Source organism: Pseudomonas sp. WSY_20, from assembly GCF_043104335.1.
Lineage (GTDB): Bacteria > Pseudomonadota > Gammaproteobacteria > Pseudomonadales > Pseudomonadaceae > Aquipseudomonas > Aquipseudomonas parafulva_B.
The window spans coordinates 1-15,675 of record NZ_JBICKP010000069.1; the positions used below are offsets into that span (position 1 = coordinate 1).

General features: G+C 61.1%; 16 protein-coding genes and 1 rRNA gene. 9 read left to right on the top strand and 8 right to left on the bottom strand.

The annotated features are described in order from the left end of the window. Nucleotides 1–201 (bottom strand): 16S ribosomal RNA (locus ACF8E5_RS16585); the annotation flags it as partial. 454 nt (nucleotides 202–655) lie between these two features. Here ACF8E5_RS16585 and ACF8E5_RS16590 point away from each other — a divergent pair. Further along, nucleotides 656–1,552, top strand: a complete 897-nt coding sequence (locus ACF8E5_RS16590) for a formate/nitrite transporter family protein (protein ID WP_196126844.1) — start codon at nucleotides 656–658, stop codon at nucleotides 1,550–1,552. Between the two features lie 238 nt (nucleotides 1,553–1,790). Then, a complete protein-coding gene (locus tag ACF8E5_RS16595) occupies nucleotides 1,791–2,888 on the top strand; it encodes a diguanylate cyclase (protein WP_196126845.1) in 1,098 nt (365 codons plus the stop codon). Here ACF8E5_RS16595 and ACF8E5_RS16600 read toward each other — a convergent pair. The 5 genes from ACF8E5_RS16600 to ACF8E5_RS16620 all read right to left on the bottom strand — a co-directional run bounded on the left by ACF8E5_RS16600 (nucleotide 2,869) and on the right by ACF8E5_RS16620 (nucleotide 4,952). Then, entirely contained in the window at nucleotides 2,869–3,216 is a 348-nt protein-coding gene (locus ACF8E5_RS16600) for a DUF2025 family protein (protein WP_196126846.1), read from the bottom strand. The two genes, ACF8E5_RS16595 and ACF8E5_RS16600, sit on opposite strands and share 20 nt — an antisense overlap. Nucleotides 3,217–3,385: 169 nt before the next feature. Next, a complete protein-coding gene (gene ccoM / locus ACF8E5_RS16605; protein WP_392475552.1) occupies nucleotides 3,386–3,502 on the bottom strand; it encodes a cytochrome c oxidase subunit CcoM in 117 nt (38 codons plus the stop codon). A gap of 135 nt (nucleotides 3,503–3,637) precedes the next feature. Further along, nucleotides 3,638–3,796 (bottom strand): hypothetical protein, encoded by a 159-nt coding sequence (locus ACF8E5_RS16610; protein ID WP_088523537.1) that lies wholly within the window; start codon nucleotides 3,794–3,796, stop codon nucleotides 3,638–3,640. Between the two features lie 65 nt (nucleotides 3,797–3,861). Next, the gene (locus ACF8E5_RS16615; RefSeq protein WP_058606026.1) at nucleotides 3,862–4,197 is read right to left on the bottom strand and encodes a hypothetical protein; all 336 of its coding nucleotides are present in this window, start codon (nucleotides 4,195–4,197) and stop codon (nucleotides 3,862–3,864) included. 62 nt (nucleotides 4,198–4,259) lie between these two features. After that, nucleotides 4,260–4,952 carry a M949_RS01915 family surface polysaccharide biosynthesis protein gene (locus ACF8E5_RS16620; RefSeq protein WP_196121833.1) on the bottom strand — a complete coding sequence of 231 codons (693 nt, stop codon included), beginning with the start codon at nucleotides 4,950–4,952 and terminating at the stop codon, nucleotides 4,260–4,262. Between the two features lie 159 nt (nucleotides 4,953–5,111). Here ACF8E5_RS16620 and rapA point away from each other — a divergent pair, with 159 nt between their 5' ends. Beyond that, on the top strand, nucleotides 5,112–7,958 hold the full coding sequence (gene rapA / locus ACF8E5_RS16625; RefSeq protein WP_058606028.1) for an RNA polymerase-associated protein RapA: 2,847 nt from the start codon (nucleotides 5,112–5,114) through the stop codon (nucleotides 7,956–7,958). A 112-nt stretch (nucleotides 7,959–8,070) separates the two neighbouring features. Here the strand turns inward: rapA and ACF8E5_RS16630 are convergent, their stop codons facing one another. Both ACF8E5_RS16630 and ACF8E5_RS16635 read right to left on the bottom strand, forming a co-directional pair. Then, nucleotides 8,071–8,964 carry an NAD(P)-dependent oxidoreductase gene (locus ACF8E5_RS16630; RefSeq protein WP_058637972.1) on the bottom strand — a complete coding sequence of 298 codons (894 nt, stop codon included), beginning with the start codon at nucleotides 8,962–8,964 and terminating at the stop codon, nucleotides 8,071–8,073. Between the two features lie 195 nt (nucleotides 8,965–9,159). Then, entirely contained in the window at nucleotides 9,160–9,459 is a 300-nt protein-coding gene (locus tag ACF8E5_RS16635) for a DUF2288 domain-containing protein (protein WP_058637980.1), read from the bottom strand. 354 nt (nucleotides 9,460–9,813) lie between these two features. Between ACF8E5_RS16635 and ACF8E5_RS16640 the strand changes: the two genes are divergently transcribed. The 6 genes from ACF8E5_RS16640 to ACF8E5_RS16665 all read left to right on the top strand — a co-directional run bounded on the left by ACF8E5_RS16640 (nucleotide 9,814) and on the right by ACF8E5_RS16665 (nucleotide 15,608). Next, the gene (locus tag ACF8E5_RS16640) at nucleotides 9,814–10,929 is read left to right on the top strand and encodes a branched-chain amino acid ABC transporter substrate-binding protein (RefSeq protein ID WP_058637971.1); all 1,116 of its coding nucleotides are present in this window, start codon (nucleotides 9,814–9,816) and stop codon (nucleotides 10,927–10,929) included. A gap of 185 nt (nucleotides 10,930–11,114) precedes the next feature. Next, nucleotides 11,115–12,038 carry a high-affinity branched-chain amino acid ABC transporter permease LivH gene (gene livH / locus ACF8E5_RS16645; RefSeq protein ID WP_023535272.1) on the top strand — a complete coding sequence of 308 codons (924 nt, stop codon included), beginning with the start codon at nucleotides 11,115–11,117 and terminating at the stop codon, nucleotides 12,036–12,038. Further along, nucleotides 12,035–13,291 carry a high-affinity branched-chain amino acid ABC transporter permease LivM gene (locus ACF8E5_RS16650; protein ID WP_058606033.1) on the top strand — a complete coding sequence of 419 codons (1,257 nt, stop codon included), beginning with the start codon at nucleotides 12,035–12,037 and terminating at the stop codon, nucleotides 13,289–13,291. Before livH ends, ACF8E5_RS16650 begins: the two co-directional genes overlap by 4 nt. Continuing rightward, nucleotides 13,288–14,055, top strand: a complete 768-nt coding sequence (gene livG / locus ACF8E5_RS16655; RefSeq protein WP_023535212.1) for a high-affinity branched-chain amino acid ABC transporter ATP-binding protein LivG — start codon at nucleotides 13,288–13,290, stop codon at nucleotides 14,053–14,055. Before ACF8E5_RS16650 ends, livG begins: the two co-directional genes overlap by 4 nt. Then, nucleotides 14,056–14,757, top strand: a complete 702-nt coding sequence (locus ACF8E5_RS16660) for an ABC transporter ATP-binding protein (protein WP_023535231.1) — start codon at nucleotides 14,056–14,058, stop codon at nucleotides 14,755–14,757. Between the two features lie 176 nt (nucleotides 14,758–14,933). After that, the gene (locus tag ACF8E5_RS16665; protein ID WP_392475553.1) at nucleotides 14,934–15,608 is read left to right on the top strand and encodes a COG3650 family protein; all 675 of its coding nucleotides are present in this window, start codon (nucleotides 14,934–14,936) and stop codon (nucleotides 15,606–15,608) included. The last annotated feature ends 67 nt before the right edge of the window (nucleotides 15,609–15,675 follow it).

A 15,675-nucleotide genomic window follows, 5' to 3' on the forward strand; every position in this document is an offset into this window, starting at 1 on the left:
GGTCCCCTGCTTTCTCCCGTAGGACGTATGCGGTATTAGCGTTCCTTTCGAAACGTTGTCCCCCACTACCAGGCAGATTCCTAGGCATTACTCACCCGTCCGCCGCTGAATCCAGGAGCAAGCTCCCGTCATCCGCTCGACTTGCATGTGTTAGGCCTGCCGCCAGCGTTCAATCTGAGCCATGATCAAACTCTTCAGTTCAATACTGCTTGGGTTTTTAAGAAACCCTAAACTTGGCTCAGCAATCTCAAATGACTATGTGATTTCTCGCATGGCCACTTGTGATGCTGATAATCTTTCTGACTATCAGTCCGTACTCACAAGCACCCACACGAATTGCTTGATTCGATTTGTTAAAGAGCGTTTGGCTGAGAGTGTTTCGTCTCAACCGAGGCGCGCATTCTACGCTTTCCTCACTGCCTGTCAAGCGTTTATGTTGAAGTTTTTTGAAGCGCCTTACTCGAAGACTTGAAACTTCAACCGCTGACCGACTTCCCCGCTGCGTTACTCGCTGCGAGGTGGCGAATAATACGCGCTTTGAATCTGGAGTCAACCCTTTGATTTAAAAACTTTTGCGCGTGTACCGCCCCACTCCGCGCAACTTAATGAGGCCGCGGTGAATCTGTAGATAAACCCACCACGGAGCGTAGCGGTAATGAGCGAGGCGCAAAGCGAGAAAACCCCGGGCCTGTCTGCAGACGAACAACAGGAGGTCAGCTCCAACCAACCGCCACGTGCGGCAGTGCTGCACGAGACCATCCGGTTGCAGGGCGATCAGGAACTGGAACGAACATTGGCTGCGCTCTGGTGGTCAGCCCTTGCCGCAGGTTTGTCCATGGGGCTGTCACTGATGGCCATGGGTCTTCTGTACTCGCGTCTGCCGGACGGCGAGAGCGCGCAAGTCATCGCCAGTATCGGCTACAGCGCCGGCTTCCTAGCCGTCATCATCGCACGGCAGCAGTTGTTCACCGAGAACACTCTGACCGCCGTCCTGCCGGTGATGACGACGCCAACGCTAGGCAACTTCGGTCGCCTGTTGCGTCTCTGGGGCGTGGTCCTGGCCGGCAACCTGGCCGGTACCTTGCTGGTGGCCTGGGTAATGCTCGAACTGCCCATCTTCGATACCAAGACGGACATCGCGTTCCTGGAAGTGGGGCGCAAGGTGATGGAAAACGACGTCAGCCAGATGTTTGCCAAAGGCATCGTGTCCGGCTGGATGATCGCCACCATGGTCTGGATGATCCCCTCCATGGAGCACGCCAAGATCTGGATCATCCTGGTCATCACCTACCTCATGGCATTGGGCGACTTCACTCATATCGTGGTGGGGTCGGTAGAAGTCTCGTATCTGGTCTGGGCAGGTGAAGAGACCTGGAGTAACTTCCTGCTGCACTTTGCCTTGCCTACGCTGGCCGGCAACATCATCGGCGGCAGTTTCATCTTTGGTCTGATCAGCCATGCCCAGGTGCGCAGCGACAGCGGCAAGTCGCCGTCACAGTTACTCAAAGATGAAAATCGCTCGCAAACGCCTCAAGACGGTCAGCAAAAGTGAAACGTAGCCTCACGGCGTACGGGTAACATCCCCTCTTCTTCTACAAGGAAGCTGGGCCAAGGCGTGCCAATAACGCCGCCCAGCTTTGCCATCTTCTTTCAGATCCCAGTCAGGCATACTTGCCTCCACTGCTCGCATCACCCGTGATTTGGCTTGCAAGGCCATGTCTCGTGCACCGCCCATGGCCCAGAATACTCGCGCACGTTAAGCGATAAGCGCTCCGACAGAGATCACACCCATGGACACACGCACCGGCAAGGGCCTTTCGTTTGCCAAACGGATTTATCTGCCACGGGTACTGGGCAAGGGTGTGGGGCTTTTCGCGGTAATGGCCGCAGTGGAACCCCTGTCTCCCCCCGCCTGGGTTTGGGCATTGATGCTGTTCAATGGTTTGCTTTGGCCACATTTGGCCTATCTGTGGGCGGCCCGGTCCAAAGCGCCCTACCAGGCCGAACAACGTAACTTTTATCTTGACTCGCTGATGGGTGGGTTCTGGGCCGGTGCCATGCAGTTCAATCCGCTGCCGACGGTTACCGTTCTATCGATGATCACCATGAACAACGTCGCAGCCGGCGGCAAGGCCTTGGCTATTCGCGCAGGCATGGCGCAAGTGGCAGGCATGCTTACGGCCTGCGTCTTGCTGGGGGCGGGATTTCAACCCGACGCCACCGCCTTTCAGGTCTATGCCTGCCTGCCGATGCTGACGTTGTACCCGGCGGCGCTAGGGTGGGTCTGCTATCGACTGGCGATCAAGCTGGCCGAGCACAAACGCCGACTCAACACCCTCAGCCTGACCGATAGCCTGACCGGGCTGCTCAACCACGGCGCCTGGAAAGACCTTCTGGCGAGGCGTTTTCACGGGTGCAGGAAACAGCGCGGTGAAGCGGTAGTTGCCCTGATCGACATCGATCATTTCAAGACCATCAACGACACCTTTGGCCATGTAGTGGGCGATCAGGTGCTGCGCCAGGTGAGCATCGAGTTGCTCGGCGCCCTGCGCGAGGGCGACAAGGCCGGTCGCTACGGGGGTGACGAGTTTTGCGTGATACTGCCGAGTACCACCGAAGCCCAGGCCTGCCAGGCCATGGAGCGCCTGCGCGAGCGCGTGGCGGCCTACCGCGACCCGCAGACGCCGCACCTGCGCATCAGCTTGAGCATTGGCCTGTGCCCGTTCGACCCCTCGCTGGAGACGCCGGACGGCTGGTTACGCCAGGCGGACACCGCTTTGTATGTAGCCAAGCGCAACGGTCGGGATCGCGTCATGGCCACTCATCGAGCCGATACCAGCGTGACGCCTTCTGCCGAGCCCCCCGCCTTCATATCCCTGGCGCGATGACGCCTGCCGGGTGCAAGCGCCGCTCGGCCACAATCTCCGGCAGGTCCTGCCGACGTAGGTAAGCCCTCAGCGGCTCACTCACATTCAGCCGCTCATCCATGCGTTGCTCCAGCAACAGGCCCAGCCGCTCGCGACACAAGGCCATGCGATGCCCCTGCTCAGGTCGCCATACGAACTCGTTGCACGGCATGATGCTGTCGTCGGCGATATCCATGCCGAAGGCATCCTCGGAGAAACGCATGATATAGAGGCCACGTTTACCGTGAAAGCCGACGAAGCCCTTGAGCTGCTCGGCTGCATTGCAGATATCCTGGGATGTAATGGTCATGCCCCACCTCACGATGAATGGAACGCGCTGCGCAGTCATCAAACGCAAATGCTTGCCGCTGCCAACCACGCCCGCGCGTAACGGCCCACGTCGCCGGAACAAATGCCAGGCAAAAAAATGGGCGACCGAAGTCGCCCTAAATGCCTTGCGTGCTCGTGAATCGAGAAGGTCAAGGGCGCTTGCGCTTGATCGAGTCCTTCCAGATGAAAATGCCTAGACCGGCGAAGAAAGCCACCATCAACCCCACCGTTACCACCCCTGCGATAACTACGTTGTCGAAGAACATGCCGACCTCTCCATTTGTTTGCCGTTGTCCGATGGGAGAACAGTAACCAATGTCGGGCGGGATGAAATTGACCAGGGTCAATGACGCCCGGGGACGGGCGCGTGGGGTAGGTGCAGGGTTGACCTGCGTCAAGCATCAGCGTTTCTTGGGCTTGCGCTTGGACTTCTTCTTGGCAGCATTCAAGGGCAGTGCCTGCTCGAAGGCATCGCGCATCTCGTTCAGGCGCTTTTCCTTGATGTCATGCACGCGGCGTGCACGTTCGGCATCGAAATCAATGAGATTGTCTTGGCTCATACTGGGCTCTACACGCTACGGATACTGCATGATGGGGCCAGAACCAGACGCTTGCCAGTCCCGTTTCATACTTCGATGTCCACCAGCAGCCCCTGGCGCACGGGCTCGCCCATCAAGGGCACCACTGGCACGGTATTGTCGGCGTTGACCTCATGGCCCGGCAACGCGTCGAATCGCTCATCGTGACCTTTGCCTTTACCCTCGCGTTGCTGCTGTCGGCGCTGCTCCTCGCGCAGCAGCAACTGTTGGTCCTGCGGGTCACGCTGGCGCTTGAGGTCGATTGCACTTTCACCGGACGCAGGCTGCGCCGGCACTACCGGCTTTATATCCGGGGTCGGTTTGACCGGGTCCTGCTGCGAGGTGACCGGGGCAGCGCTGAGCGGAATGATCGGTGGCAGCATGGCGGTTCTCCTGTACCCCTGTATCGGCAGCCCTGCTGCTGCCTTGAAGTCATGGACAACATTTAGCCCGGTTCGTCCGCCGCCTCATCCTGGTCCTGCAAGGCGGTTTCGCTCCAGGGACGCTGGTAGACCTGCTGCCACACTGCATCCATATGGGCCCGAACCCAGGCCGGGGCGGCCTTGAGCGAGGCACTGTCCTGGCGCTCGCCGCCGATCGGGTCTTCGCCTGCCGGGGTGATCAGCGACTGGCCCGTGATGCTGTAGACCGTTTGCCCGTCCCGCATCTCGATGGCGATGTCATGGGGCTCGACACCTCCTCCGCAGAACGCATGACTGGCCACCGTCACCTCGGCCGCACCGTTCTGGTCGAGGTCGGCCACGCCGCTGACATCGGTGTAGAAATCCACATCCAGGTCCAAACCCGGACACGTGGTTTGCTGATCGATCTGCCAGCGCGCCTGGAAGGCTTCCTGCGCTTTGCTTCGGCCGTACAAGGTGGCCTTGAGCACAACCTTGTCCACTTCCTGCTCACTTTCAGGGTCGCTGGCCTGGCCATCGACACGGCTCAAGACCAACAGCCCTTCGCCGTCCCTGTCGCGGTAGTGCACACTCTTGAGCGGTGCCTGTACGCCCAGCACCTCCAGCTGCTCCATGGGGATAGGCGGCAACATTTCGAAGGTCTTCGGCTTGCATCCTGCCAGGAGCAGACCGCCAACAGTGAGGCTCAAGACAACGCAAAGAGGCTTGGCAGGCATGGGATGCAGAACCCTCGTCGGCACGGCAGGAAGCGACGAAACGGCTAGACTGATGCACCGGCCGAGACCGTTCGGCACCCTCAGGTGCACTCGGCACTTTGGTCTGCCCGGCCGATCCGTTAACATAATCGGCTTTTTCATCGCGGGAGTGCAGGCAGTATGGCGCAGCAGTATCAACCGGGGCAACGCTGGATCAGCGACAGCGAGGCAGAGCTCGGCCTGGGTACCATCCTGGCGCAGGATGGCCGCCTCCTGACCGTCCTCTACCCGGCCACTGGCGATACCCGCCAATATTCCCTGCGCAATGCGCCGCTGACACGCGTGCGCTTCTCGCCAGGTGACCAGATCACTCACTTCGAAGGTTGGAAGTTGACCGTGCGGGAAGTCGAGGACATCGACGGCCTGATGGTCTATCACGGGCTCGACGGGCAGAATCAGCCCCGCACGATGCCGGAGACCCAGCTGTCGAACTTCATCCAGTTCCGCCTGGCCAGCGACCGCCTGTTCGCCGGCCAGATCGACCCGCTGTCCTGGTTCAGCCTGCGCTACAACACCCTGCAGCATACCAGCAAGCAGATGCAGTCCACGCTGTGGGGCCTGGGCGGCTGCCGTGCCCAGCCCATCGCCCACCAGTTGCACATCGCCCGCGAAGTGGCCGACCGCAGCGCACCTCGCGTACTGCTCGCCGACGAGGTGGGCCTGGGCAAGACCATCGAGGCAGGCCTGGTGATTCATCGCCAACTGCTGACCGGCCGCGCCAGCCGGGTGCTGATCCTGGTGCCCGAGAACCTCCAGCATCAATGGCTGGTGGAGATGCGCCGGCGCTTTAACCTGCAGGTCGCCCTGTTCGATGCCGAACGGTTCATTGAAAGTGATGCCAGCAACCCCTTCGAGGACGCCCAGCTCGCGCTGGTCGCGCTGGAGTGGCTGGTCGACGACGAGAAGGCCCAGGATGCGCTGTTCGCGGCGGGCTGGGACCTGATGGTGGTCGATGAGGCGCACCACTTGGTCTGGCACGAGGAACACGCCAGCGCCGAATATGCACTGGTCGAACAGCTGGCTCAGGTCATTCCCGGCGTGCTGCTGCTCACTGCAACCCCTGAACAATTGGGCCAGGACAGCCATTTCGCGCGTCTGCGCCTGCTCGACCCCAACCGTTTCCATGACCTGGCGGCCTTCCGCGCCGAAAGCGAGCATTACCGCCCGGTGGCCGAGGCGGTGCAAGAGCTGCTGGATGAGGGACGCTTGTCGCCAAAGGCCCACGCCACCATCCAGGGTTTCCTCGGGGCCGAGGGCGACGCACTGCTCGCGGCGGTCAACGACGGAGACAGCCAGGCCAGCGCCCGACTGATCCGCGAACTGCTCGATCGCCATGGCACCGGACGCGTGCTGTTCCGCAACACCCGCGCCGCCATCCAGGGGTTCCCTGAGCGGCAGTTGCACCCTCACCCACTGCCCAACCCAGAGCAGTACGCCAGCTTGCCCGAGGGCGAACACGCCGAGCTTTACCCTGAGGTGGCGTTCCAGTCCCAGGCGGACCAGGCGCAGGAAGAGCGCTGGTGGCGCTTCGACCCGCGGGTCGACTGGCTGATCGACACCTTGAAAATGCTCAAGCGCACCAAGGTGCTGGTCATTTGCGCCCATGCCGAGACCGCCATGGACCTGGAAGACGCCCTGCGCGTGCGTTCCGGGATTCCGGCTTCGGTCTTCCACGAGGGCATGAGCATCCTGGAGCGCGACCGCGCGGCGGCCTACTTCGCCGATGAAGAATTCGGCGCCCAGGTGCTGATCTGCTCGGAAATCGGCAGCGAGGGGCGCAACTTCCAGTTCGCTCATCACCTGGTGATGTTCGACTTGCCTGCCCACCCCGACCTGCTCGAACAACGTATCGGCCGTCTGGACCGTATCGGCCAAAAGCACACCATCGAGTTGCACGTGCCGTACCTGCAAGGCACGCCGCAAGCGCACCTGTTCCAGTGGTACCACGAAGGGCTCAACGCCTTCCTCAACACCTGCCCCACCGGTAACGCCCTGCAGCATCAGTTCGGCCCCCGCCTGCTGGCACTGCTGGACAGTGATGACAGCAAGGCCTGGGACAGCCTGGTCAACGAAGCGCGAAGCGAACGTGAGCGGCTCGAAGCCGAGCTGCATACCGGCCGTGACCGCTTGCTCGAACTCAATTCCGGCGGCGCCGGAGAGGGTGAAGCGCTGGTGGAGGCCATCCTCGAGCAGGACGATCAGTTCGCCCTGCCGATCTACATGGAAACCCTGTTCGATGCGTTCGGTATCGACAGTGAAGACCATTCGGAAAACGCGCTGATCCTAAAGCCCAGCGAGAAGATGCTCGATGCCAGCTTCCCTTTGGGCGATGACGAAGGTGTGACCATTACCTATGACCGCGGCCAGGCGCTGTCGCGTGAAGACATGCAGTTCCTGACCTGGGAGCACCCGATGGTGCAAGGCGGCATGGACCTGGTGCTGTCCGGCTCGATGGGCAATACCGCTGTGGCGCTGATCAAGAACAAGGCGCTCAAGCCTGGGACCGTGCTGCTCGAGTTGCTGTTCGTCAGCGAGGTGGTCGCGCCGCGCAGCTTGCAACTGGGCCGGTACCTGCCGCCAGCCGCCCTGCGCTGCCTGCTTGATGCCAACGGCAATGACCTGGCGTCGCGGGTAGCATTCGAGACCCTGAACGATCAGCTCGAAAGCGTACCCCGTGCCAGTGCCAACAAGTTCGTCCAGGCACAGCGCGACGTGCTTGCAAAGCGTATCGGCAGCGGCGAAGAAAAGATCGTCCCGCTACACGAGCAACGGGTGGCCGAAGCCCAACGACGCCTGGCCGCCGAGGCCGACGAAGAGCTCGCACGCCTGGTGGCACTGCAAGCGGTCAACCCAAGCGTGAGGGACAGTGAAATCGACGCGTTGCGCAAGCAGCGCGAAGAGGGCCTGGCCATGTTGGCCAAAGCAGCGCTGCGCCTTGAAGCGATCCGCGTACTGGTCGCAGGCTGACCGCAGCGGGCCCGCCTGACCTGCAGCGGCCTTACCCGTCTTGGGATGAGGCCGCTGCAGGTCAGACCGTCCCAACCTCGCGCGGTTTCCCTACCGCGCGCTTGGGCAGCACCTAGTCCTGGCGTTTGATTCGATACTGCTCGACCAAGGTCGAAGGGTCCTGGTCCAGGTAACCCTGACTGCCGTGCAAGCGCATCAATTGGGCAGCCAGACCCGTCAGCGGTGTCGCCGCGCCCTGTTCGCGTGAAAACTTCACGGCACCATCCAGGTCCTTGAGCAGCGTTCGCACATGCCACTTTATGGGAGCGAAACGGCTTTCTGCCATCTGCGGGGCCAATATCTGCAAAGGCTTGGAATCAGCAAATCCGCCTGCCAGGGCCTGGGCGATCAACCCGGCGTCCACCCCGGAACGCTCGGCCAGCGCGATGACCTCGGCAATGACCAGGGCATTGCACGCCACGATCATCTGGTTGCAGGCCTTGGTCACTTGGCCCGCGCCAACGCCCCCCATGTGCGTCACCCGCTGACCAAGTACCTCCAGCACTGGGCGAGCACGCGCCAGGTCAGCCTCCTCCCCGCCCACCATGATGGCCAGTGTACCTGCCTGCGCGCCCGCCGTGCCGCCGGACACCGGGGCATCCAGCCAGGCCATCCCACACAAGGCGCCCAGTTGGGCTGCCATTTCCCGGGTAGCGCCAGGCTCCAGGCTGGAAAAATCCACCAGTAGCTGGCCCTGCCGCCCGCCTGCAGCAACGCCCTGATCGCCAAATACCACCTCGCGCACCACGGCGGTATCGGCCAGGCATAGCAATACCATGTCCACCTGCCGTGCAAGCTCGGCGGGGCTTGCGGCCAGTCGTGCGCCTGCGGCAACCAGCGCCTGGCATTTTTCCGGGCTGCGGTTCCATACCCACAGCCGATAGCCGGCCGCCAGCAGGCGCTTGCACATCGGCAGGCCCATCAGACCGACACCAGCGAAACCAAGTGAAGGTAATGCGTTGCTCATCAGGTACTCCTGGCTGAAAAAGGGGCTGGGGCAACGCCGCGCTGCGTGACTGCGGCGACGACCACCTTTACGCATGCCGTAAACTGTTACCGCCACGCCGAATTGTTACTTACCTCTACCTCAATTGAGCAATGACGAGCACCCAAAAGAGGCGCCTGCGCGTTTTCGCGCACCAAAAAAGCACAAGGCTGCTATTCACTGCCTGACTTGAATGACGATGAACGGCGCCACAACCACCGCCCAGATCTCTGGATCGCGGGTTTGCAGTTCACTGGCCTGTTCTGCCGTCACCGGGCCGACAGTGCCATCAGTGCGCCACTTATCGAAGAGATCACTGCGGTTTTCGGCCATTGCCGTGGCCACGGTGATCAGATCCAGGGCGGGATCGACCCAAATCAGGTCACCTTTTGCCCAGAATCTTTCCAGGGCTTTCCACTCGATGGTGGCGGTCTCTCCGAGCAATTTGGCATAGAGGGTGCTTGTTCGATCAGTCATGGGAATATCCGCTGGAAATCTGGCTTTGAAAGGGCCGGCATTTTTGCAGAAAAACCTGGTTTCAAATATGCAATTGGCTGGCAGGCCGCGTCTTTTCGAGGTGCGACTGCCAATATAGGCCATCTGATGGCGCCTTTTTGTACTTTAGTGTCAAGCAAGCGACAACCGTGAAACCAGGCGCTTTTTGCCCGCTTTTCAAGCGCGCAGACAGCGCTCTACACTGTACCGGTACAGTTCCGGGACATGTTCCGGGGAAGGTGGGCTTGCGCGTTGGCATGACCACGCCGCAACCCGCCTGGTCTGTAGCCCTGGCCGCCAGGACTATAAGAATTACAACAGAATGAGTGGAGCACTATGATCAAGATTTCCAAGCTGTTCGCTGCAATGGTTCTGGCCGGGGTAGCCAGCCATTCGTTTGCCGCCGACACCATCAAGATCGGGATCGCCGGGCCCAAGACCGGCCCCGTGACCCAGTATGGCGACATGCAGTTCATCGGTGCCAAGCAAGCCATCAAGGACATCAACGCCGCAGGCGGTGTCGATGGCAAGATGCTCGAAGCCAAGGAATACGACGACGCCTGCGACCCTAAACAGGCCGTGGCCGTCGCCAACAAAGTGGTCAACGACGGCGTCAAGTTCGTCATCGGCCACCTGTGCTCCAGCTCTACCCAGCCAGCGTCCGACATCTACGAAGACGAAGGCGTGATCATGATCACCCCGGCGGCAACGTCCCCGGAAATCACCTCCCGCGGCTACAAGCTGATCTTCCGCACCATCGGCCTGGACAGCGCCCAAGGCCCTGCCGCCGGCAACTACATCGCCGACCACGTCAAGCCCAAGGTAGTCGCGGTACTGCACGACAAACAGCAGTACGGTGAAGGCATCGCCACGGCCGTCAAGCAGACCCTGGAGCAAAAAGGCACCAAGGTTGCCGTGTTCGAAGGCCTCAACGCCGGCGACAAGGACTTCTCGTCCATCATCCAGAAGCTCAAGCAGAACAACGTCGATTTCGTGTACTACGGCGGCTACCACCCAGAGCTGGGCCTGATCCTGCGTCAAGCGCAGGAAAAAGGCCTGAAAGCCAAGTTCATGGGCCCGGAAGGCGTGGGTAACGACTCCATTTCGCAAATCGCCCAGAATGCCTCCGAAGGCCTGCTGGTCACCCTGCCCAAGTCGTTCGATGCCGACCCTGAGAACAAGAAGATCGTCGACGCGATCAAGGCTGACGGCAAGGACCCGAGCGGCCCGTTCGTCTTCCCTGCCTACTCGGCTGTCGAGCTGATCGCCCAAGGCATCAAAGCCGCGAAATCCGAGGACACCGACAAGGTGGCCGAGGCTATCCACAGTGGCTCGTTCAAGACCCCTACCGGCACCCTGGCCTATGACGACAAGGGTGACCTCAAAGACTTCAAGTTCGTGGTTTACGAATGGCACTTCGGCAAACCGAAGACTGAAGTCTCCCCTCAGTAACAAGCGTGACTAATAGCTGACCGAGAAGCCCACTGTGCGAGCAGTGGGCTTTGTTTTACGAGGTTCATGGGCCCGCCCCCGCGATCCGGGGACGGGCTCACCTGAAAATCTTAAAACCGTCACCCGCGGTTTCCTGGCCGTACCCCGGCCAGCGAAATGCAAATCAGGTTTTTAGGAGCGCTGTAATGCCTGAGATCTACCATTTCTTCCAACAACTGGTTAATGGATTGACCATCGGCAGCACCTATGCCTTGATCGCCATCGGCTACACGATGGTGTACGGCATCATCGGCATGATCAACTTCGCCCACGGCGAGGTTTACATGATCGGCTCGTATGTGGCGTTCATCGCCTTGGCGGGTCTGGCCATGATGGGTATTCATTCGCTGCCGATCCTGATGACCGTTGCCTTCGTCGCGACCATTTTCGTGACCAGTGCCTATGGCTACAGCATCGAACGGGTTGCCTACCGCCCGCTGCGCAACAGTAACCGGCTGATTCCGCTGATTTCTGCCATCGGTATGTCGATTTTCCTGCAGAACACCGTGCTGTTGTCCCAAGACTCCAAGGACAAGTCCATTCCCAACCTGATTCCGGGCAGCTTCTCGTTCGGACCAGGCGGCGCAGAAGAAGTCCTGGTGTCCTACATGCAAGTACTGGTGTTCGTGGTAACACTGGTGGCCATGACCCTGCTGACCCTGTTCATCTCCCGTTCGCGACTGGGCCGCGCGTGTCGCGCCTGCGCCGAGGACATCAAGATGGCCAACTTGCTGGGCATCAACACCAACAACATCATCGCCCTCACCTTCGTCATCGGTGCTGCCCTGGCGGCCGTCGCGGCCGTGCTGCTGAGCATGCAATACGGGGTCATCAACCCTAACGCCGGCTTCCTGGTTGGCCTGAAGGCCTTTACCGCCGCGGTGCTAGGCGGTATCGGCAGCATTCCGGGCGCCATGCTCGGTGGGCTGGTGCTGGGTGTGGCCGAAGCGTTCGGCGCCGACATCTTCGGCGACCAGTACAAGGACGTCGTGGCATTCGGCTTGTTGGTTCTCGTCCTGTTGTTCCGGCCGACCGGCATCCTGGGCCGCCCGGAGGTTGAAAAAGTATGAACAAGAATCTCAAACCGGCGTTTTTCAGCGCCTTGCTGGTATGGGCCGTGGCCTTCCCGGTGCTGGGCCTGAAGCTGAGCATCGACGGCATTAGCCTGGTGGTGCATAGCCAGGGCTCGTTCACTATCAGCATCATCGCCGTGTGCTCGGTGCTGATGTTCCTGCGCGTGCTGTTCGACCGGCAGTGGAGCTCGGTGATGAGCCGTCGCTCGGACCGCAAGCTGATTCCACCTGCGCTAAGCAACTACCTGACCCTTCCCAAAACCCAGCGCTGGGTGATTCTGGGGCTGGTCGTGGTGGCCCTGATCTGGCCCTTCTTCGGCTCGCGCGGCGCGGTCGACATCGCCACCCTGATCCTGATCTACGTGTTGCTCGGCCTTGGCCTGAACATCGTGGTCGGCCTGGCCGGGTTGCTGGACCTGGGGTATGTGGGCTTCTACGCCGTGGGTGCCTACAGCTACGCCATGCTGTCGCACTATCTGGGGTGGAGTTTCTGGGTCTGCCTGCCGATTGCCGGACTGATGGCCGCCACCTTTGGCTTCCTGCTCGGTTTTCCGGTGTTGCGCCTGCGGGGTGACTACCTGGCGATCGTGACGCTGGGCTTCGGCGAGATCATTCGCCTGTTCCTGCGTAACCTCACCGACTGGACCGGTGGCCCCAACGGCATCAGCAACATTCCCAAGCCCGAATTCTTCGGCCTTACCTTCGAGCGACGCGCCGCCGAGGGCATGCAGACCTTCCACGAGTATTTCGGCCTGCCCTACAACTCGATCAACAAGGTCATCTTCCTGTACCTGGTTGCACTGTTGCTGGCACTGCTTGCGCTGTTCGTGATCAACCGCTTGTTGCGCATGCCCATCGGCCGTGCCTGGGAAGCGTTGCGCGAAGACGAGATCGCCTGCCGTGCCCTGGGCCTGAACCCCACCGTGATCAAACTCTCGGCCTTCACCCTGGGTGCCTGCTTCGCAGGCTTTGCCGGCAGCTTCTTTGCCGCTCGCCAAGGGCTGGTGACGCCAGAATCGTTCACGTTCATCGAGTCGGCCATCATCCTGGCCATTGTGGTGCTCGGCGGCATGGGCTCGCAGCTCGGCGTGATCCTCGCTGCCATCGTCATGATCCTGCTGCCGGAGCTGATGCGCGAATTCAGTGAATACCGGATGCTGATGTTCGGTGCGCTGATGGTGCTGATGATGATCTGGCGTCCGCAAGGTCTGCTGCCAATGCAACGTCCCCACATGGAGCTGCGTCGATGAGCCGCGAAATTCTGCAAGTCAGCGGCCTTAGCATGCGCTTCGGCGGCTTGTTGGCGGTCAATGGCGTAGGCCTGACCGTCAAGGAAAAACAAGTGGTGGCGCTGATCGGTCCGAACGGCGCCGGCAAGACCACGGTGTTCAACTGCCTGACCGGTTTCTACCGGCCCAGCGGCGGCACCATCCTGCTCGATGGCGAGCCCATCCAAGGCCTGGCCGGGCACCAGATCGCGCGCAAAGGGGTGGTACGCACCTTCCAGAACGTGCGCCTGTTCAAGGAAATGACGGCGCTGGAAAACCTGCTGATCGCCCAGCACCGGCACTTGAACACCAACTTCTTCGCCGGGCTATTCAAGACCCCGGGGTTCCGCCGCAGTGAAAAGGAAGCCATGGAGCGGGCGCAGTACTGGCTGGACAAGGTCAATTTGACCGAATTCGCCAATCGCACCGCCGGCACCCTCGCCTACGGCCAGCAACGGCGCCTGGAAATCGCCCGCTGCATGATGACCCGCCCGCGGATCATCATGCTCGACGAGCCGGCTGCCGGGTTGAACCCGAAAGAGACCGAGGACCTCAAGGCATTGATTGCCTATTTGCGTGAATCACACAACGTGACCGTGCTGCTGATCGAGCATGACATGAAGCTGGTGATGAGCATTTCCGATCACATTGTGGTCATCAACCAGGGCACGCCCCTGGCCCACGGCACGCCCCAGGAAATCCGCGACAACCCTGAAGTGATCAAAGCCTACCTGGGGGAAGCGTAAATGCTGAAGTTCGAGAACGTTTCCACTTTCTACGGCAAGATACAGGCGCTGCACAGCGTCAACGTGGAGATCAACCAGGGCGAAATCGTCACCCTGATCGGCGCCAACGGCGCCGGCAAATCCACTTTGCTCATGACCCTGTGCGGTTCACCCCAAGCCCACAGCGGCAGCATCAAGTACCTGGGCGAGGAACTGGTCGGCCAGCCCTCCTCGCACATCATGCGCAAGAGCATTGCCGTGGTGCCCGAAGGCCGCCGGGTGTTCGCCCGGCTGACCGTCGAGGAGAACCTGGCCATGGGCGGGTTCTTCACCGACAAGGGCGACTATCAGGCGCAGTTGGACAAAGTGCTGCAGCTGTTTCCGCGCCTGAAGGAGCGGTATGCCCAGCGCGGCGGCACCATGTCCGGGGGCGAACAGCAGATGCTGGCCATCGGGCGTGCCCTGATGAGCAAACCCAAGTTGCTGCTGCTCGACGAACCCTCCCTGGGCCTGGCACCGATCATCATCCAGCAGATCTTCGACATCATCGAACAACTGCGCCGTGATGGCGTGACAGTGTTCCTGGTAGAACAGAACGCCAACCAGGCACTGAAGATCGCCGACCGGGCCTATGTGTTGGAGAATGGGCATGTGGTGATGCAGGGTACGGGCGAAGGGCTGCTGACCGATCCAAAAGTGCGTGACGCCTATCTAGGCGGTTGATGCCAGCGGGGCCTGCCAGGGCCCCGTTATCTTGACACTGCACGCTTGCACCCCCGGTTCACGATCAAACAGCACGGACTGCGCGCAGGTGGCAGCCGTCTATTTATCTTCGCCGGGCTTGTATTGCCCCTGCCTGCCTCAGTAACGTGACGGCCTCTCGAACACCGGAGCCCGTCATGCGCCTGACCCCTTCCCTGCTACTGACCGCCTTGTTGCCCCTGTTCGCGGGCTGCCAGCTCCTGGCCGAAAAACCCGCCGACCCTGATATCGGCAGCACCCGCATGCAAGGCCAGGTTCACGCTGCCGGTGGGCAGTTGCTATTCAAGCCCTGCAACGAACCCCGCAGCTTCGTCATCAACGATGCCGCCGCCACGGGTATCCTGCAGGAAGCAGCGAACCTTGCAACCGGTGCCAACGACACCCTGTTCGCCGACGTGCGTGGCCGGCTTACAGGCAGCAAGCAGGCCAATACCGATGGGCAGCTGGACCTGCGCCGCCTGTACCGCCTGGAACACGCCAGCAATGGGTGCATCGACCCCAACTTCAAGCAGCTCACCCTGCGAGCCGGTGGCCACAAGCCTGACTGGGACGTCAAGGCCAATAGCCGGGGCATGGTGCTCAACCGTGCCGACCAACCCCCGCTTGCCCTGCCCTTTCTGGAGGAGCAGGTACCCGGTGGCGGCTTGACCCTGACCAGCGAAGCCAATGGGCAGCGCGTCGAACTCTGGCTGGCGCCACAGCGCTGCAGGGACCCGGCCACGGGCGCGTTCAACCATCTGCGCGCCGAGCTGCGCATTGATGGCACGACCCTGCAAGGCTGCGGTTATTACGGTGGCGCGCGCGATGACTGATGACCGGGCGGCTTAATCCTGCCAGTCGAGGCGGCTAAAGCTTTATACTTGGCGGTTTGTGTTAAGC